At 63.8% G+C, this 18,493-nt stretch carries 17 protein-coding genes and 2 tRNA genes; 13 read left to right on the forward strand and 6 right to left on the reverse strand.

Annotated features, from left to right (window positions below; all coding sequences use genetic code 11):
• Positions 1-18: 18 nt before the first annotated feature.
• The 3 genes from leuA (at position 19) to ACZ1JW_RS16910 (ending at position 3,923) form a co-directional block, all read left to right on the forward strand.
• Positions 19-1,689, forward strand: a complete 1,671-nt coding sequence (gene leuA / locus ACZ1JW_RS16900; RefSeq protein WP_465141411.1) for a 2-isopropylmalate synthase — start codon at positions 19-21, stop codon at positions 1,687-1,689.
• Between the two features lie 124 nt (positions 1,690-1,813).
• A complete protein-coding gene (locus tag ACZ1JW_RS16905; RefSeq protein ID WP_465141412.1) occupies positions 1,814-2,860 on the forward strand; it encodes an amidohydrolase family protein in 1,047 nt (348 codons plus the stop codon).
• Between the two features lie 82 nt (positions 2,861-2,942).
• Positions 2,943-3,923, forward strand: a complete 981-nt coding sequence (locus ACZ1JW_RS16910) for an NAD(P)H-dependent flavin oxidoreductase (RefSeq protein ID WP_465141413.1) — start codon at positions 2,943-2,945, stop codon at positions 3,921-3,923.
• Here the strand turns inward: ACZ1JW_RS16910 and ACZ1JW_RS16915 are convergent.
• The 4 genes from ACZ1JW_RS16915 to ACZ1JW_RS16930 all read right to left on the reverse strand — a co-directional run bounded on the left by ACZ1JW_RS16915 (position 3,916) and on the right by ACZ1JW_RS16930 (position 7,036).
• Positions 3,916-4,401 (reverse strand): AHH domain-containing protein, encoded by a 486-nt coding sequence (locus tag ACZ1JW_RS16915; RefSeq protein WP_465142803.1) that lies wholly within the window; start codon positions 4,399-4,401, stop codon positions 3,916-3,918. The genes ACZ1JW_RS16910 and ACZ1JW_RS16915 overlap by 8 nt on opposite strands.
• Positions 4,402-4,454: 53 nt before the next feature.
• Positions 4,455-5,129, reverse strand: a complete 675-nt coding sequence (locus ACZ1JW_RS16920) for a hypothetical protein (RefSeq protein ID WP_465141414.1) — start codon at positions 5,127-5,129, stop codon at positions 4,455-4,457.
• A gap of 169 nt (positions 5,130-5,298) precedes the next feature.
• Positions 5,299-5,796: a flavodoxin family protein gene (locus ACZ1JW_RS16925; RefSeq protein WP_465141415.1), complete on the reverse strand. Its 498-nt coding sequence runs from the start codon at positions 5,794-5,796 to the stop codon at positions 5,299-5,301.
• A 4-nt stretch (positions 5,797-5,800) separates the two neighbouring features.
• The gene (locus tag ACZ1JW_RS16930) at positions 5,801-7,036 is read right to left on the reverse strand and encodes a hypothetical protein (RefSeq protein WP_465141416.1); all 1,236 of its coding nucleotides are present in this window, start codon (positions 7,034-7,036) and stop codon (positions 5,801-5,803) included.
• Between the two features lie 127 nt (positions 7,037-7,163).
• Between ACZ1JW_RS16930 and recJ the strand changes: the two genes are divergently transcribed.
• The 10 genes from recJ to phoB all read left to right on the forward strand — a co-directional run bounded on the left by recJ (position 7,164) and on the right by phoB (position 16,711).
• Positions 7,164-8,954, forward strand: coding sequence for a single-stranded-DNA-specific exonuclease RecJ (gene recJ / locus ACZ1JW_RS16935; protein WP_465141417.1), 1,791 nt, complete (start codon positions 7,164-7,166; stop codon positions 8,952-8,954).
• Positions 8,955-9,034: 80 nt separating this feature from the next.
• Positions 9,035-9,109: transfer RNA gene (locus ACZ1JW_RS16940), tRNA-Glu, on the forward strand.
• A gap of 60 nt (positions 9,110-9,169) precedes the next feature.
• A tRNA-Glu gene (locus tag ACZ1JW_RS16945) sits at positions 9,170-9,244 on the forward strand.
• Positions 9,245-9,414: 170 nt separating this feature from the next.
• Entirely contained in the window at positions 9,415-10,599 is a 1,185-nt protein-coding gene (locus tag ACZ1JW_RS16950) for a sensor histidine kinase (protein WP_465141418.1), read from the forward strand.
• 88 nt (positions 10,600-10,687) lie between these two features.
• Entirely contained in the window at positions 10,688-11,728 is a 1,041-nt protein-coding gene (locus ACZ1JW_RS16955) for a substrate-binding domain-containing protein (protein ID WP_465142804.1), read from the forward strand.
• Between the two features lie 22 nt (positions 11,729-11,750).
• Positions 11,751-13,133 carry a phosphate ABC transporter permease subunit PstC gene (pstC, locus tag ACZ1JW_RS16960; protein WP_465141419.1) on the forward strand — a complete coding sequence of 461 codons (1,383 nt, stop codon included), beginning with the start codon at positions 11,751-11,753 and terminating at the stop codon, positions 13,131-13,133.
• An 8-nt stretch (positions 13,134-13,141) separates the two neighbouring features.
• Complete coding sequence (pstA, locus tag ACZ1JW_RS16965; protein WP_465141420.1) at positions 13,142-14,413, forward strand: phosphate ABC transporter permease PstA; 1,272 nt, start codon at positions 13,142-13,144, stop codon at positions 14,411-14,413.
• Position 14,414: 1 nt separating this feature from the next.
• Positions 14,415-15,230, forward strand: a complete 816-nt coding sequence (pstB, locus tag ACZ1JW_RS16970) for a phosphate ABC transporter ATP-binding protein PstB (RefSeq protein WP_465125573.1) — start codon at positions 14,415-14,417, stop codon at positions 15,228-15,230.
• Positions 15,231-15,258: 28 nt separating this feature from the next.
• Positions 15,259-15,945, forward strand: a complete 687-nt coding sequence (gene phoU / locus ACZ1JW_RS16975) for a phosphate signaling complex protein PhoU (RefSeq protein WP_144903028.1) — start codon at positions 15,259-15,261, stop codon at positions 15,943-15,945.
• Between the two features lie 76 nt (positions 15,946-16,021).
• On the forward strand, positions 16,022-16,711 hold the full coding sequence (gene phoB, locus ACZ1JW_RS16980) for a phosphate regulon transcriptional regulator PhoB (protein ID WP_144901307.1): 690 nt from the start codon (positions 16,022-16,024) through the stop codon (positions 16,709-16,711).
• 4 nt (positions 16,712-16,715) lie between these two features.
• Here phoB and ACZ1JW_RS16985 read toward each other — a convergent pair whose 3' ends face one another.
• Positions 16,716-18,215 (reverse strand): glycosyltransferase family protein, encoded by a 1,500-nt coding sequence (locus ACZ1JW_RS16985; RefSeq protein ID WP_465141421.1) that lies wholly within the window; start codon positions 18,213-18,215, stop codon positions 16,716-16,718.
• Positions 18,216-18,217: 2 nt separating this feature from the next.
• Complete coding sequence (locus ACZ1JW_RS16990; protein WP_465141422.1) at positions 18,218-18,490, reverse strand: DUF1467 family protein; 273 nt, start codon at positions 18,488-18,490, stop codon at positions 18,218-18,220.
• Positions 18,491-18,493: the final 3 nt, after the last annotated feature.

Genomic DNA, 18,493 nt, shown 5'->3' on the forward strand with positions numbered 1-18,493 from the left:
CAATTCGAGTGCACTCCGATGACTATGCTCAAGAATCCTTCGGCCAAGTACCGTCCTTTCCCGCAGATCGACCTGCCTGATCGCCAGTGGCCCAGTCGCACGATCACCAAGGCCCCGCGCTGGCTCTCCACCGACATGCGCGATGGCAACCAGTCGCTGATCGATCCGATGGATGCGGAGAAAAAGAGCCGCTTCTTCGACCTGCTGCTCAAGGTGGGCCTCAAGGAAATCGAGGTCGGCTTCCCGTCCGCCGGTGCTACCGAATATGATTTCATCCGCGGCCTCGTCGATGCCGGTCGCATTCCCGACGACGTGTTCGTGCAGGTTCTCACCCAGTCGCGCGAAGATCTGATCAAGACCAGCTTCGAAAGCCTCGCTGGCGCCAAGCAGGCCATCGTTCACGTCTACAACGCGGTTTCGCCGCTGTGGCGTCAGGTCGTGTTCGGCATGGACAAGGCCGACGTGCGCAAGATCGCACAGGACGGGGCGAAGTTCCTGCGCGATCAGGCCGCCCGCTTCCCGCAGACCGACTGGCACTTCGAATACAGCCCGGAGACTTTCTCCACTGCCGAAGTCGATTTCAGCATCGAATGCTGTGAGGCGGTGATGGAGATTCTCCAGCCGACGGTCGAAAAGCCGATCATCCTCAACCTGCCGGCAACGGTAGAGGCGGCGACGCCCAACATCTACGCCGACCAGATCGAGTATTTCTGCCGCAACCTGCCGAACCGCGATCGCGCGGTCATCTCGCTGCATACCCACAACGATCGCGGCACTGGTGTTGCTGCGGCGGAACTGGGCCTGATGGCAGGTGCAGACCGTGTCGAAGGCTGCCTGTTCGGTAATGGCGAGCGTACCGGCAACTGCTGCCTCGTGACCGTGGGCCTCAACCTGTACACGCAGGGTGTCGATCCTGAGCTGGACTTCTCCGACATCGACGAAGTCATCCAGACCGTCGAGTACTGCAACCAGCTGCCGGTCCACCCGCGTCATCCTTATGGCGGCGAGCTGGTCTTCACTGCGTTTTCAGGCAGCCATCAGGACGCAATCAAGAAGGGCTTCGCAGCGCAGGAAACGCGCAACGACGAGCTCTGGGCGATCCCCTACCTGCCGATCGACCCGGCAGACCTCGGCCGCAGCTACGAAGCGGTGATCCGGGTCAACTCGCAGTCCGGCAAGGGCGGCTTTGCCTGGGTGCTCGAGCAGGATCAGGGCCTCAAGCTGCCCAAGAAGATGCAGGCGCACTTCTCGCGCCACGTGCAGGAACTGGCTGACGAACTCGGCCGCGAACTGCAGGCAGCCGACATCTGGGGCGTGTTCCGCAAGGCCTATCGCCTCGATGCGCCGCAGCACTTCCAGCTTGTCGACTACGAGGAAGCGCGCGGACCTGATGGAACGCGTATCTTCGCAGGCAAGATCGAGGTCGACGGCAAGGTTCAGTCGGTGTCCGGCCGCGGCAACGGCCTGATCTCGTCGGTCGTCGCCACCCTCAAGGACGGTTTCGGCGTCGAGATCGACATCACCGACTATTCGGAGCACGCGATGGGTGCCGGCAGCAATGCCCGCGCCGCAGCCTACGTCGAATGCAAGACTGCCGATGGCCGCACCATCTGGGGCGTCGGCATCGACGAAGACGTCGCCACGGCAAGCGTGCGCGCGGTTCTCAGCGCTGCGAACGCCGTCGGTTGATTGCCATGCAGGTGGCTCTTCGGAGCCACCTGTTCAATCGGCCAGTTAAATCCACTTGTCGCGCTCCGGCGATCCGCCATAGTCCACCCGATGCCCGCCAGAGGCACGCAACGGGACAGGACTTATGGCGCAAGAAGCGATTCTCGAACCTGATCTGCCGATCATCGATCCGCACCACCACCTTTGGGACTTGCGCCCGCTGATCGCGGCCTTCCCGCAGCCGCGCCATCCTTTCATCGAGACGCTGTCCCACTCGGCCTATTACACGTTCGACCAGTTGCTGGCAGACGCGCGAGGCGGACACAACGTAGTTGCCACTGTCTACATGGAGTGCGGTGCCTTCTATCGTGCAGGGGCAGACACGGCGATGAAGCCGATTGGCGAAGTCGAGTTCGTCAACGGGGTGGCAGCGCAGGGTGCCAGCGGCCTTTACGGCGATTTCCGCCCTTGCGCCGCAATCATCGGCCACGCCGACCTGACCCTTGGCGACGGAGCGCGCCCGGTGCTGGAAGCGCTTGCACAGGCGGGCAACGGGCGCTTCCGGGGCGTCCGCCATCAAGGTGCGTGGGACGCAAATCCCGACGTGCTCGGCCCTCCGTTCCATGCCCCGCCGGAACTCTACTGCTCAGACGCATTCCGGCAGGGGTTCAGGCACCTTGGCGAAATGGGTCTGACCTTCGACGCATGGCTGCTGGAGCCACAACTGTCCGACGCGCTTGACCTTGCTCGCGCCTTTCCGGACCAGCCAATCTGCCTCGACCACTGCGGTACGCCGCTTGGGACCGCCAGCTATCACGGCAAGCTTCACGAACGCTTTGATGTGTGGCGGGAGAGCATTCACGCCCTCGCTCAATGCCCCAACGTCACGATCAAGCTGGGTGGCCTTGCCATGTCGTTCTGCGGATTGCCCGAGCAGGGACCGATGGCAGGCCTTTCCTCGGAAACGCTTGCCGCGATGTGGCGGCCCTACATTGAAACCTGCATCGAGGCCTTCGGGCCTGAGCGCGCGATGTTCGAAAGCAACTACCCGGTCGACAAGTGGGGCGCGAGCTACAACGTCTTGTGGAACACGTTCAAGCGCCTCGCCCACGGCGCATCCAAGGCGGAGAAGCGCGCGCTCTTCGCAGGCACCGCTGCGCGCTTCTACGGCATCGAGGACATGCTGGCCTGATCCCCTTTGACAAGCGCGCCGGCTTGGCATAGCGCGCATTTAACTGCCCGATTAACCGCCGTTCGAGAAGGATCGGAACCGGATGCCACTTCCCGCCCTGTTCGCCAACCTGCGCCTGCCCGTGATCGCCTCACCACTGTTCATCATCTCCTGCCCTGAACTGGTCATCGCGCAGTGCAAGGCGGGGATCGTGGGCTCGTTCCCCTCGCTCAATGCGCGTCCGATCAGCCAGCTCGACGAATGGCTTCACCAGATCACCGAGGAACTGGCGGCTTACAACCGGGCCAACCCGGACCGTCCAGCTGCCCCCTTCGCGGTCAACCAGATCGTCCACAAGACCAACAACCGCCTCGATGAAGACATGGCGATGTGCGCCAAGTGGCAAGTGCCGATGCTGATCACCTCACTCGGCGCGCGCGAAGACGTCTATAACGCGGCGCATAGCTGGGGCGGCATCGTGCTGCACGACGTGATCGACGACCGTTTCGCTCGCAAGGCCATCGAGAAGGGCGCCGACGGCCTCATTCCGGTCGCAGCAGGAGCCGGTGGCCACGCAGGCGCGCAGTCGCCTTTCGCGCTGATGCAGGAAATCCGCGAATGGTTCGATGGCCTCGTTGCACTGTCGGGCGCAATCGCTCACGGCCGTTCGATCCTTGCCGCGCAAGCTCTGGGTGCAGACTTCGCCTATATCGGATCAGCCTGGATCGCGACTGAGGAAGCCCGGGCCGAGCAGGCCTACAAGCAAGCCATCGTAGATAGCCGGGCAGGCGACATCGTCTATTCCAACTTGTTCACTGGCGTCCACGGCAACTACCTGCGCTCCTCGATCGTCAATTCCGGCCTCGATCCCGACAATTTGCCAGAAAGCGATCCGAGCAAGATGAACTTCGGCTCGGGCGGAAACACCGAAGTCAAGGCGTGGAAAGATATCTGGGGCTCGGGCCAGGGCATTGGCGCGGTCAAGGCCGTCGAACCCGTCGCGGCGCGTGTTGACCGTCTTGAAGCGCAGTACCGTGAAGCCGCTTCGGCGCTTTCGGCCAATTCTACGCCGTTTCTCACCTAGCGTGTACTACGAGGCCGACAGAGGCCGTATCCGACCAGAACAGGTCTACCATCTCGTCGAGATGACCGAAATCAAGAGCAGGGTCGCGAGCGTTCAAGGGCGTTCGCGACCAGTTCCTCGGGTCGAGCAGCCTTCGCCTCAGCGCACGCTGCAGCAGATCGAAGCGCATTAGCGCGACATAGTCTGCACCACGGCCCTTGTCGCGATCACGGGACCAGTCGGCCTCGATCTGCCCGATCCGCTCTATGACCATCTCGTTATAGGCCCGGTGCGGCCCGCGGTGGAGCGGGAGACCTGCGCGCAAGGCCGCTCGTTCAGATGCCGGGAGCAACTGGCCGTTACGGCGAAAGTCGTGAATGCCGAGGCGGTCCGCTCCCAATGAACTGATCATTCGTTGAAGTGGCGCGAAATTCAGAACCTGCCTTGGTATCAGGTGGTGGCGCTGCTGATCTGGCAGATAGCCCGAATGCCCGGGAATGTTGACGCTGCCGAATGGCAGGCACCCCCTATCAGATCGGAAATGGCTCAGTTTCAGTCGCACCGGGCAAGGATACGTTCGCCTCCTTCAGCCTCAAGCGAGACTGCCCCCGTTCCGGCAAGAACTGCCTTTGCCGATTCGATCACTGGCCCGTTAGCGACCAGCCAGTCGACGAGGCGTAGTGCGACAAACGGAAGTTGACGCACATCGCCAGATTCGCCCGGGCCGAGAAGAAATTCCTGCCCTATCAGGAAATTGAGTCCCTCGGTCCGCAGCGAGCCATCGGCACCGCGATGCATTGCGACAAAGGCTGGCGCGGGGAACGCGCCGCCTTCGAGCCAAGGACGCACAGCGCGCTCGAACAAGTCCGATTTAATGACCAAACGGGCGGGAAACCAGGCGACTCCCCTTGCCGGACCGACCTTCGCGAGCTCCATCAGCAGCATGGAGACGACGCGAATCACCGGAAGCAGGCGCTCCGCTCCGGCAAGATGGGGTCCTGGAGCAACGGTAAGCCAACTGGATTCAGCGGGAACCGGCAGTGGCAGGCCGAGGGCACTTGCAATGTCCGGCGCTGGCTGGGCCGGACCATCGCGCAGGCCGCGAAGGTCGAACGTCAGCCCGTTGCTGAGCACTTCTGCCCAGCCTTCGCTGGCTTCGGGGGCGTGGGAAACGAAATAGCGCAAACCCCGCTCAGGGCCCGACAGAAGATCGGAAAGAGCAGGCAAGCTTTCAGCACCATGCAGCAACGCGGCGACAGGCGCACAATCTGCAGACCGGTCACTAGCGTCCACTCGCCCACCTTTCAGCAATGACTCAGCGTTGCACAGCGTTCGGGAAGCGTCGAGTCACCACCGCGCCACGATTGTCCCGTTCCGGACTATAGTCGGTGTTTGCTTAGAAAACCCCTATCGCGAGGCCTGTTACAATTGCTTGTCCCAGATTGTGACAATTCTGCAGCGTGTCTGCTGATAGCTGCTTTGGCGCAAGTATCGCATCGGGCGTCTGCGCATGTGTGCAGGCAATCATCGGCTCGGCGACACGGCGCAGCCGCCATCCCGTCACGATGCGGTCAATCTGCCGTTCCGCTCCGGTGCCGTCCGAGCCCGCTGCGATCATCGTTGCATAGGGCCGACCTTCAATCTGCCCGAGAACGGGATAGTAGGTCCGGTCAAAGAATGCCTTCATTTCCCCGGTCATGCTGCCGAGGTTTTCGGGGCAACAGAACAGATATCCCGCTGCCCCGAGAAGGTCCTGCACGGACGCTTGCTCCGCACAGATCAGCTTGCAGGCTTCCGGACCACACTCCGCTCTCGCCCCGTCGGCCGCGGCCGAAGCCATCGCTTCAGCCGCCCCGGTACGGCTGTGCCAGACGATCAGAAGCCCGTTCGCCATGCGCTCAGCAGCCGTCCCCGCCGCCGCCCGGAAGACCCAGCGCGCCGCCGACGGCTCCGCCCAGCAGACCGCCCAGCCCCTTCTTCTTGGGCTTGCACTGCGGCTTGGGCGCCTGGGGCTCCGCGCTCGCCGCCCCGCCGAAGCCTTCGATACCGACAAGGAATCCGGTCGTGGAGCGATGGCGAATACGCGCAGTCCATTCGGGCACCCATTTCACCTTGGGATCGGCAGGGCGTGGCGGATAGGCGAACGACTCTTCCGGGCCATAGGCGTGGAGCGTGCCGAACATGTAGTCGGGCGCTGCCGCCTTGACCTCTGCCGGAATGGTGCATGTCGTCGTCTGCGGGGACATCACGGTCTTGTCAGTGACAAGCTTCGCCACGGTCGCCGGTGCAAGCCAGTCCGAGAGTCCGCCGCCGAACTGGCGCGACGCACTGGACGACCACCAGACGATGTCCATCATGTCCTGCCCCTTGGGCGCCTGCTTTCCGCCAATGATCATCGCGTAATAGCCGGTCGCATCGGGCACCGCCCCCCAGCGCAGAAGCGTGGCGCCGCTGGGTTGCGAACTGTTCGAGGCATTCAGGGGTCCCATGAAGTCTTTTGCCAGACTTAAGGAAATATCCGGGGAGTAATTGGCCACCACACGGTGGGCACCGACAAGCGACGAATCGGGCTTGGCCGACTTGCCGTCGTCGCTCGGCCAGGTCCCGTAGGTGCGGCTCGACGATGGAGAAACCCAACGATCCACCGGCACCGCGGTGGTGAAAAGTCCGGGCGGGACCTGCCCAGCTGCCAGCTTGCTGAAGTCGATCACCACCGGCTGCCCCTTCGGCGCATGTTCGCCGCAGCCCCAGAAGATCAGCATCCGCCCCTTGGGCCGCTGGAAATCCGTCGTGCCAGGTTCCACAGGCGTCTTCACGGGTGTTTTCAGCAGCACGGACTTTCCGAGCTTGGCTCCTGCCGGCATGAAATGTTCCGCCTTGGGCTTCCCGTCAGCGGCTGCGCGCGATGTGCCAAGATCGAGCCAGAGCATGTGCTGCGCCTTGGACGTGCCCCCCATCGCCATCGCCATGGCAGCGCCCATGCCACCCTGACCACCCGCACCAAACCCCGACATCGTCTCGGCTCGCATCTCATATCGAGCGATTGGCGCGCTGGTCTGCTGGGCGAGACCACCCGCGCCCGCCCCGGCAATGACCAGACCACCGATGAGGTAATGTCCCATGTTCGCGCGCATTTCAGCATCCTCCTCAAGGATTACAGAACCGATGCGACCCTATGCGCGGGGGACAATTCTAGCGCGGTGAGCAAGAGCACACCCGCCTGCCCTTTCCGCAGCCTGCGCCATGGTATAGCGCAAAGCGATGATTCCGGTCACGGCTATTACGCAATCCCTTTCAGGACAGGCCTGGCGCTGGCGCGGCGGGAACATGGACCTTGGCCTTTCAGGCTCAGGCCAGGGTGGCAACGAAGTGGATGATGCGATCGTCACCCAGCTCCTGCTCTCGCGCGGGGTCGGCCCGGACGATATCGAACGCCACCGTCGTCCGACCTTGCGCGATTTTCTTCCCGATCCTTCGCTTTTCCGCGACATGGACACAGCCGCCCGTCGCCTGGCCGACGCCGTGCTCTCGGGCGAACGAATCACGATCTACGGCGACTATGACGTCGACGGCGCAACCAGCGCGGCACTGCTGATCCTGCTGCTGCGCGATCTTGGCGTGAGCGCGGGCCATTACATCCCCGACCGCCTGCTCGAAGGCTATGGCCCCTCGGGCGAGGCGCTGGTCAAGCTGGCGCAGGAAGGGTCAAACCTGATCGTCACGGTCGACTGCGGCGCGATGGCGCACGAGGCGCTGGCGGCGGCAGCCGAAGTCGGGGTCGATGTGATCGTGGTCGATCACCACAAGTGCTCGCCCGAGCTTCCCCGCGCCGCTGCGCTGGTCAACCCGAACCGCCTCGACGAATGCGACGAAGCGGCCGCCCATGGACATCTGGCCGCAGTCGGCGTTGCCTTTCTGCTGGCCGTGGCGACGGTTCGTGACTTGCGCGGGCGTGGTTACTTCGAGACACGCAAGGCACCAGATCTGATGCGCCTGCTCGATCTGGTCGCGCTGGGAACGGTGGCCGACGTGGCGCAATTGAAGGGCTTGAACCGGGCGCTGGTTGCGCAAGGCCTGAAGATCATGGCGCGGCGCGAGAACATCGGTCTCTCTGCCCTCATTGATGCCAGCCGCCTCAGCCGTGCGCCGACATGTAGCGATCTCGGCTTTGCGCTCGGGCCCCGGATCAACGCGGGCGGCCGCGTCGGCGAAGCGACACTCGGCGTGCGCCTGCTGACCACGCAGGACCCGGACGAGGCCCGCGATATCTCCGCACAGCTCTCCCGCCTCAACGAAGAGCGCCGCGCCATCGAGCAGGTGGTACAGGAAGAAGCCGAAGCGCAGATTGCCGCGCAGCACAACCGGGCAGTGATGGTGCTGGCAGGGCACGGCTGGCATCCAGGCGTAATCGGCATCGTGGCGGGTCGCATCAAGGAAAAGACCGGCAAGCCATCGCTGGTCATTGCGCTTGGTGCCGACGAGGCGGGTCAAGGCAAGGGGTCCGGTCGCTCCATCGCCGGGGTCGATCTGGGCGCAGCAATAATCGCCGCGCGCGAGGCAGGCTTGCTGATTGCAGGCGGCGGCCACGCCATGGCCTGCGGGCTGACGATCGATCCAGCGAACCTCAATCGCCTTGCTGACTGGCTGGACGAACGCCTCGCTCGCGAGGTCGTGGGCGCCCGCTCCTCGCAATCGCTGTTGCTCGATCTCTCGCTGGCACCCGGCGGTCTGACGCCTACGCTGGTCGAAACGCTGGAATCGGCAGGCCCCTTCGGCATCGGCTGGCCAGGACCTCGCGTTGCGGTCGGCCCCGTGCGCCTGGTAAAGTGTGACCTGGTCGGTACCGATCACGTGCGGATGATCGCAGCTGGCTCCGATGGCCGCTCGTTCAAGGCCATTGCCTTCCGGGCGGCGCAGACCGAGATGGGGCAGGTCCTGCTCCACGGCGCACGCGGACGGCAGTTCTGGCTCGCAGGGCGTGCCAAGATCGACGACTGGGGCAGCCGCCCCGCCGCCGAACTCCACGTCGAGGACGCCGCTTTCGCCGACTGAGAAATTTCTGCAAATCGCCGCTTGACGCCCCGCGATCATCCCCTTAGAGGCGCGGACCTGCCCAGCGGCGCAAGCCCAGTGGCCCCTTCGTCTAGCGGTTAGGACGCGGCCCTTTCACGGCTGAAACACGGGTTCGATTCCCGTAGGGGTCACCACTTGCTTCTTCCCGAACCGGATGAAGCCGGCAGTGCACAGCTTGGCCCTTCACGCAGATTGGCCCCTTCGTCTAGCGGTCAGGACGCGGCCCTCTCACGGCTGAAACACGGGTTCGATTCCCGTAGGGGTCACCATGCTGTCCGCGCATCTGCCTGAGGCTTTTCAGCGACATATCGGAAGCCGAATGTGACAACGCTTCAGCCTTGCTTGCGTCACCTGCCTGCTCTCGCCTATCCGCGGTGCAACGAAGCCGACACACCGTTCGGCGATTCGCAGGCACGAGCAATCCACACGGCGTGATTCGATGAAGGGTTTGTCGCTGCCACTTCCCAGCATCATCGTTGCCGCATGCGCAGCGATCGTGATGTATCTCGGAGGCTCCGGCTTCTGGATGGCGCTGGCCATCCTGCTTGTCTGGCTTGCCACCTTATGGCTGGCGCGCCCCGAGCCGGTCGTGGAAACGATCAGCCGCGACGACGGCAGCGTATCCCGTCAGGCCATGATCGAACTGGTAGAACCCTTCGGTCTTCCCGTGCTCATGCTCGACGGCCAGCGCATTGCCGCTGCCAATGCTGCCGCGCGCGAGGAACTGGGCACCCATATCATCGGGCAGGATGCCCGCGTCGCGCTGCGCCATCCCGAAGCGATCCGCCTGCTGCAAAAGCCCGAAGGCCGCGCTTTGGTCCGCGGCCTGACCGGCGCCCGCTCGATCTGGCAGGTCAGCCGCGTCCCCATCGACGAACGCTTCTCGCTGATCGAGATGGTCAATCGCACCGCCGAGGCCGACATCAGCCGCGCACATACCGATTTCGTCGCCAACGCCAGCCATGAGCTGCGCACGCCGCTCGCCTCGATCATCGGCTACATCGAGACGCTGGCCGATCCGGACGCGAAAGTGGACGAAGCCACGGCCGCGAAGTTCCACGCCACAGTCCTGCGCGAGTCCCGCCGCCTGCAAAGCCTCGTCGAGGACCTCATGTCGCTTTCGCGCATCGAGGCCGAGAAGCACGAACTGCCGCGCGATCGGATCGACCTTGGGCAGATGGTCGGCAGCATCGCCAGCGAGACGGCGATGACGGCGGGCGAAGGCCGACTGGAAGCGGATGCCACAGAAGCCATCGTCCTGGGCGACCGCCAGCAGCTCGACCAACTGGTGCGCAACCTTATCGACAATGCCTTCAAATATGGCGACCCCACGCAGCCGGTCCGCGTCGGGCTCACCGCGCGCAACGGCGAGGCCGAACTGGTGGTGACCGACAAGGGCGAAGGCATCCACCCCGATCACCTCCCCTACCTCACCCGCCGGTTCTATCGCACCGATCCGGGCCGCAGCCGCGCCGCGGGCGGCACCGGCCTAGGCCTTGCGATCGTCAAGCACATCGTCGAACGGCACCGTGGCAAGCTGGATATTGCCAGCACGCTCGGCGTCGGAACCACGGTCACCGTGCGCATTCCGCTCGCTCCGCAGACAAATGTTGCTGAAGACTGACACAAACGGCAGATCGTTGTCATAAACCTGTCACGTAATCGTCGCATTGGCGTCCCTGCCAACGGGATGAAGGCTAGAACCCATGTCGATGATTCGTACGATTTCGCTCTCCGCCGCCGCACTCGGCGCTCTCGCTCTTGCCGGTTGCGGCAGCCAGGAAGCGGGCACCCGCGACCAGGTTCGTGCGGTGGGTTCGTCCACCGTCTATCCGTTTGCCAAGGCGGTCGCGGAATCGCTGGCCAAGGCTGATCCTTCGCTCAAGTCGCCGATCATCGAATCGACCGGCACGGGCGCGGGCATGAAGCTGTTCTGCGCCGGCGTCGGCGCACAGTTCCCCGATATCGAAAACGCATCGCGCCGGATGAAGAAGTCCGAGTTCGAGGATTGCGCCAAGAACGGCGTGAAGGACATCGTCGAGATCCAGGTCGGTCTCGATGGCGTTGCCTTCGCCGAGGCGCAGAGCGGCCCCGGCATCGCGCTGACCCCGGAAGACGTCTACAAGGCGCTTGCCAAGAACCCCTATGGCAAGCCCAACACCGCCAAGACCTGGAAGGACGTCAACCCGTCGCTCCCGGCCGAACCGATCCTCGTCTACGGTCCGCCGTCGACTTCGGGCACGCGCGACGCGCTCAAGGAACTGATCCTGACCAAGGGCTGCGACGAGAACGCCGAGATGAAGGCTCTCAAGGACAGCGACAAGGACAAGCATGACAAGATCTGCGGCGAAGTTCGCGATGATGGCGCCTATGTCGATGCCGGTGAAAACGACAACCTGATCGTCCAGAAGATCGAGGCGAACCCGAAGGCCATCGGCATCTTCGGCTATTCCTACCTCGAAGAGAACAAGGGCCGCATCAAGGGCCTGACGATGAAGGGCGTCGAGCCGACTTACGCCACCATCTCGGACTTCACCTATCCCGGAGCCCGCCCGCTCTACATCTATGTGAAGAAGGCGCACCTCAAGGCTATTCCGGGTCTCCAGGCATTTGTCACTGAATGGTCAAAGCTTTGGGGCAAGGATGGCGCGCTTGCCAAGCTCGGCATGGTGGTCGCACCTGACGATGTGCTTGCAGGCAGCGCGAAGGCTGTTAACGACCTCCCGGTCCTTGACGGTTCGCAGCTGAAGTAAAACTGGGGGTAATACCGGAGTCATGTCGCCAGCCATCCTGCTTCTGCTCGCCTTCGGGCTGAGCCTGTTCGGTTGGCTGGCGGCACGCTCCCGTGCCTGGGCCTTTCGCAAGGCTGCGCCGGGCACCCGGCTGCACTCGCTGCCCAATTTCCACGGCTGGTACGTCGCGCTGTGGATCGGCGTCCCTGCCCTGCTCTTTGCGGTGCTTTGGAATGCCATCAGCCCGACACTGATCACTTCCCACGTCCTTGCCGATCCCGCCGCCTCACTGCTGCCCGGTTTCGGGTTCGAGCGTGAGACAATGCTCGCAGAAGCCCGTGCCGTCGCCGAAGGCAAGGCATTCGGCGTGTTCAACGAGGAAGCGCAAGGGCTGATCGCGCCCTATCGCGCAGCAATCACGCTCTATGATTCCATCGGGCTTATCGTAACGATTCTGGTCGGCTTTGCCGGGGGCGCTTTCGCGTTCCTGCGCCTGAAGCCTGACTTTACTGCCCGCACCCGCGTCGAACGTGCGGTGATGGCGCTGCTTCTGATCGCATCGCTGGTCGCGATCCTCACCACCATCGGCATCATCGCCAGCCTGGTGTTCGAGACAGTGCGCTTCTTCGGCATGGTCTCGCCGATCGATTTCCTGTTCGGCACCCACTGGTCGCCCGACCCGATGAGTTCGGGCCTGCCCACCGGAACCGATTACGGCGCGATTCCGCTGTTCTGGGGCACGATCTACATCGGCGCGATCATCGCCATGATCGTTGCCATTCCGCTTGGACTGATGAGCGCGATCTTCCTCACCCAATACGCCAGCAGCGGCGTGCGCAAGGTGATGAAGCCGCTGCTCGAGATCCTCGCGGGCGTACCCACCGTGGTCTACGGCTATTTCGCCGCGCTGACCGTCGCCCCGATGGTGCGCGATGCGGCTCAGGCCATCGGCATCTCCAGCGCGTCGACCGAGAGCGCCGTGGCGGCCGGGCTCGTCATGGGCATCATGATCATCCCGTTCGTCTCCTCGATGGCCGACGACTCGATTGCCGCCGTGCCGCAGGCCATGCGTGACGGCAGCCTCGCCATGGGCGCGACCACGGCCGAGACGATCACCAAGGTCCTCGTCCCCGCCGCCCTGCCTGGCATCGTCGCGGGCGTGATGCTCGCCATCAGCCGCGCCATCGGCGAGACGATGATCGTCGTCATGGCTGCCGGTGCCTCGGCCAACCTTACCGCCAATCCGTTCGAGAGCATGACCACGGTCACTTTCCAGATCGTCGCCATGCTGACCGGCGAAGGCAGCTTCGACCATCCCGCCACGCTTTCCGCGTTCGCGCTGGGCATGGTCCTGTTCCTTGTCACCCTGACGCTGAACTTCATCGCCCTGCGCGTGGTGAAGCGTTACCGCGAAGCCTACGAGTGAGCCCTGTGATGACCGAGACGGTTTCCACCACGCAGCTTACCGAATTGCAGGCGCAGCGTCGCGCGCGCATGGCAGGCGGTCTTGCCCGCCGCCGCGCCGCCGACCGCCGCTTCCGCTGGCTCGGCTTTATCGCCGTGGCGTTCTCCGCGCTGATGCTTGCCTTCCTGCTGGTCAACATGAGTTCGGCCGGTGTCGCCGGGTTCCAGCGCAGCGAAGTACGCTTCGACATCCCGCTGGCCGGGTCGATGCAGATCGATTCCCGTCGCCTGACTCAGGCCGATCCGATGGGCGGGCTGGAACTGGCAGGGCTGGAAAAAGTCGTCGAGGGCGCCGCAAAGAACGCACTTGGTCCGGACGCCGACGATCTCGTCGCCCAAGGCGCCTGGCGCGAAGTGGCGACTGCCCTGATCGAAGACCCTTCGCTGCTCAATGGCACCTACCACGCCTCGCTGCCCGCCAGCGACGACCTTGCAAGCGCCCAGCGCGGCGAAGGCGATGCCGCCATGCAGCAAGTGGCAAAAAAGCTGGTCAGCGAGGGCAAGCTGGTCCGCACCTTCGACAAGGGCTTCCTCAGCCGATCGGACGCGACCAGCCCGCAGTCTGTCGGCATCTGGGGCGCGCTCAAGGGCTCGATGCTGACGATGTTCATCACGCTGGTCCTGGCTTTCCCGGTCGGCGTGCTCTCGGCTCTCTACCTTGAGGAATACGCTCCCAAGAACCGCTGGACCGAGTGGATCGAAATCTCGATCAACAATCTGGCGGCAGTGCCCTCGATCATCTTCGGCCTGCTCGGCCTCGCGGTCTTCCTCGGCCTCTTTCCGAACTACCGCTCGGCCCCGCTGATCGGCGGCATGACCCTGGCGCTTATGACGATGCCGGTCATCGTGATTTCGGGCCGCAATGCAATCAAGGCAGTGCCGCCATCCATCCGTGACGCTGCACTGGCGATCGGCGCCAGCAAGGTGCAGGTGGTGTTCAACCACGTGCTGCCGCTGGCGCTGCCCGGCATCCTCACCGGTACGATCATCGGCATGGCCCGCGCGCTGGGCGAGACGGCTCCGCTGCTGATGATCGGCATGCGCGCCTTCGTCGCCAGTCCGCCTTCCGGCTTCACCGCCCCGTCGAGCGTGCTGCCGGTGCAGATCTTCCTGTGGTCCGACGAGATCGACCGCGGCTTCGTCGAGCGCACCAGCGCCGCCATCGTGGTCCTGCTCGTCTTCCTTCTCCTGATGAACGGCCTTGCGATCTACCTGCGCAACCGCTTCGAAAAACGGTGGTAAAATGAACGCTGAAGCGATCAAGACTGAAGTGAAGGCTGACGACAGGCCCTACTTCGACGCGCCTTCGAAGATGAGCGCGAAGAACGTCTCGGTGTTCTATGGCGACAAGCGCGCGATCGACGATGTCTCCATCGAAATTCCGCAGCGCTATGTCACCGCGTTCATCGGCCCCTCGGGCTGCGGCAAGTCAACGTTCCTGCGCTCGCTCAACCGCATGAACGACACCATCGCCAATGCCCGCGTCGAAGGCGAAATCCTGCTCGACGGCGAGGACATCTACAAGTCGGGCATGGACGTGGTGCAGTTGCGCGCCCGCGTCGGCATGGTGTTCCAGAAGCCGAACCCCTTCCCCAAGTCGATCTACGACAACATCGCCTATGGTCCCAAGATCCACGGCCTCACCGGCAGCAAGGCCGAGCTTGACGAGATCGTCGAGCAATCGCTGCGCCGCGCAGGCCTCTGGGACGAAGTGAAGGACCGCCTTGCCGACAGCGGAACCGCGCTTTCCGGCGGCCAGCAGCAGCGCCTTTGCATCGCCCGCGCCATTGCGGTCGACCCTGAAGTGATCCTGATGGACGAGCCGTGCTCCGCGCTTGACCCTATCGCCACGGCACGTATCGAGGAACTGATCGACGAGTTGCGCGGACGCTTTGCCATCGTCATCGTCACGCACTCGATGCAGCAGGCTGCACGCGTTTCTCAGCGTACGGCGTTCTTCCACCTTGGCAAGATCGTCGAATACGGCAAGACTTCCGATATCTTCACCAATCCGCGTGAAGAACGGACCAAGGATTATATCACCGGCCGCTACGGCTGAGCCACGGCAACGCGACGAGAAGGACGAACTGGTGGCCGAACATACCGTCAAGGCTTTCGACGACGACATAACCCGGCTGCGCGGCCTGGTCGCGGAGATGGGCGGACTTGCCGAGCTTTCCGTTTCGGAAGCGATGGACGCGCTGCTGCGCGGTGACCATGACCTTGCCGCAGGTGTCATCGCGCGCGACAAGCGCATCGACCAGCTCGAGGCCGAAGTCGACAAGCTTGCGATCCGCGTGCTCGCCCTGCGCGCACCGATGGCGGACGACCTTCGCGAAGTCATCGCCGCGCTCAAGATCGCCGGCGTGATCGAGCGCATCGGTGACTACGCCAAGAACATCGCAAAGCGCGTCGGCATCATCGAGGGCCGCAAGCGGTTCGAACCGCTGACGCTGATCCCGGCGATGAACGACCTTGCCGCCGAAATGGTTCACGACGTGTTGACCGCCTTTGCCGCGCGCGACCCCGTGGCCGCCGCCGAGATTGTCCAGCGTGATGCCAAGGTCGATGCCTTCTACGATTCGATCTTCCGCAACCTAGTCTCGTTCATGGTCGAGAACCCGGCCACGATCAGCAGCGCCGCCCAGCTCCTGTTCGTTGCACGCAACATCGAGCGTATCGGCGATCATGCAACGAACATCGCGGAAATGGTGTACTACGCATCCACCGGTGCCAATCTGCCCGAGCGCGAAGAGGTCCTGCCACCTGCCTGACAGGCCTTTTCGCGTCATCGTCATACGGTGGTAACATAAGACGTGCTTTGGCAAGCTCACCGTCAAGGAGGTTTGCGTGCCTGCTCCCAAGTTGCTGCTGGTTGAAGACGACACTGCCCTTGCCGAACTGGTCGAGTACCGGTTCCGCGGCGAAGGCTACGATGTCCGCACCACTGATGATGGCGACGAAGCGTTGCTGCTGGCCGCAGAGGACGCGCCCGATCTCGTCCTTCTGGACTGGATGATCGGCGGAACCAGCGGCATTGAGGTGTGTCGCCGCCTGCGCCGGAACAAGGAAACCGCACACGTTCCGATCATCATGCTCACTGCCCGCTCGGACGAGGACGACCGCATTCGCGGCCTCGAGATCGGCGCTGACGACTATGTGACCAAGCCGTTCTCGCCCCGCGAACTCATCGCCCGCGTCGGCGCGGTGCTCCGCCGGGTCCGTCCTGCACTTGCTGGCGAGACCATCGTGGTGGGTGACCTCTCCCTCGATCCCACCGCACACCGCGTCACCCGTCGCGGTACGCCGATGAAGGTCGGGCCCACCGAGTTCCGCCTGCTCAAGCACTTCATGGAGCATCCCGGCCGCGTGTTCTCGCGCGGGCAGCTCCTCGACGCGGTATGGGGCAGCGGCAGCGACATCGAACTGCGCACGGTCGACGTGCACATCCGACGCCTGCGCCAGGCTGTCGCCATCCCCGGCGCAGCCGATCCGGTGCGAACCGTCCGCTCGGCCGGATACGCGCTCGAAGGCGTCTGATTGGTTACTTGTCCATCCGGACAAGCGCCTCATTGTAATCGAGCTTTCCGGCCTTCTCCGTGCAGGGCCCTTGCCGCGCCATTACGCAATACTGCTGCTCGAACAGCGGTTGCGTGGGCGACATGCAACCGACGAAGCGATAGGCCGACGGCAGTTCGCCCATGTGCTCGACCGGTGCCACGGCAACATTGTAGCGCGCCTGCACCTTGGCGGCGACTTCCTGCGCCGCCGGGCCATCGATGAACAGGACCTGCGCCTTCGTATTCAGCACAGCGCGCGACACGAAAGGGATATCGCGAATGCGGTATGTCGCAAGGCCGCAAAAATTGGGTTGAGCACGGATCGTGCGCATAGCTTTGAGCGGCAGTTTGCCCACGCCCCAGTTGATCACGAACGGCTCGGTCGCGGCAACCTGCACCGATCCCAGCAACCACAGGGTTGCAAGCGCGGCAAGTCCCCGCCGTCCGAACGCCATGCCTCGCCAAGCGGCAATCCGTTCGGCCAGATCGACCGACCCGATCGCCGCCAGCAGCACCAGCAGCAACACGCCAAGCAGGATGAAGCGGTATTCCTTGTGTCCGATCGCCGAGTGGATGGCGATCACCGCAAGCGCGGTTGCCGCCAGCACCGGATAACGCCGCGCACCCAGCCACATGGCAGGCAGCAGCGCGATGGCGATGTACTGCCACTCCCACGCCAGCACGCGCAGATACCAGTCCGCCGTTTCCACGCCATAGGCATGGCTGCGATTGGCCACGACGTTGGCGAGCACGTTGTTGTAGATCCACAGCAGGGGCGGCTGCCCCATCACCACGTTCGCCAGAACATCGCACAACACACCTCCGGCAGCGCCAGCAAGGAGCGGCACCCACGCCTTGCGGACATCCAGTCGCCCCGCCCAGAGGAACGGTATCGCCAGCGCAGGCCCCAGCGGAAAGCGGGTGATGAAACCCAGCCCCAGCAGAAACCCGCCCGCCAGCGCCGTGCTCCAGCGCCCGCTGTCGCGAAACCGCACCAGCAGCGCGAGGCCCGGCAGGATCGCCAGCACTGAGAAAGTATCGCTCGACGTACGCGGGGCAAAATAAGCGAAGTCGATCCATGTCGCGACAACGAAAGCCGCCACAATGGCGTGGCTCCTGCTGATCCGCGCCCCCAGCGACCAGCCAGCCCAGACGGTGCCGAGCGATCCCAGTGCCATCATCATGCGCGGCAGCACCAAGTGCAGCTCGCCTGCAGGATCGAGCGCATGGCCCAGCCACACCGGCCCCACCATGACCAGCGGGATCAGCCAGCTTCGGATACCGAGCCGGATGTCCCAGGTGCGTATCCAGTCGCCCGTGATCAGCCCATAGGCAGGCTCGATGTACTGCCAGACTTCGTCAGCATGGTGATAGACCGTGAACAGCGAGATCGGGATGCGGAGGGCCAGCGCCAGCACAAGCAGCCAACCCAGCGCAGGATCGATCCCGCGCCTTGCCCCGATGCCGCCCGCCCCCTCGCCCACGGTCAGTGCGCGAAGTAGGTGGTCAGGTCCAGATCGGCGACGGTGATCCAGCCATTGATGTAGTTGGCATAGTAGAAGCCGAACATCAGAGCCGAGAGGATCGTGGCGCGGAACGCTGTCCGGCGCGGATTGAAGTTGCCGGGCGCGCTGTCAGCCTGCCCCAGGATCTTCGACTGCCCCAGTTCGTCATGCGTGCGCACGCCGAACGGCAAGACGATGAACGCCGCCATGACCCAGAACAGCCCGTAGATGGCAATGATCGAGGTAATCTTCATCGG

This window comes from Novosphingobium sp. BL-A-28-Hi1-0D (assembly GCF_055521755.1).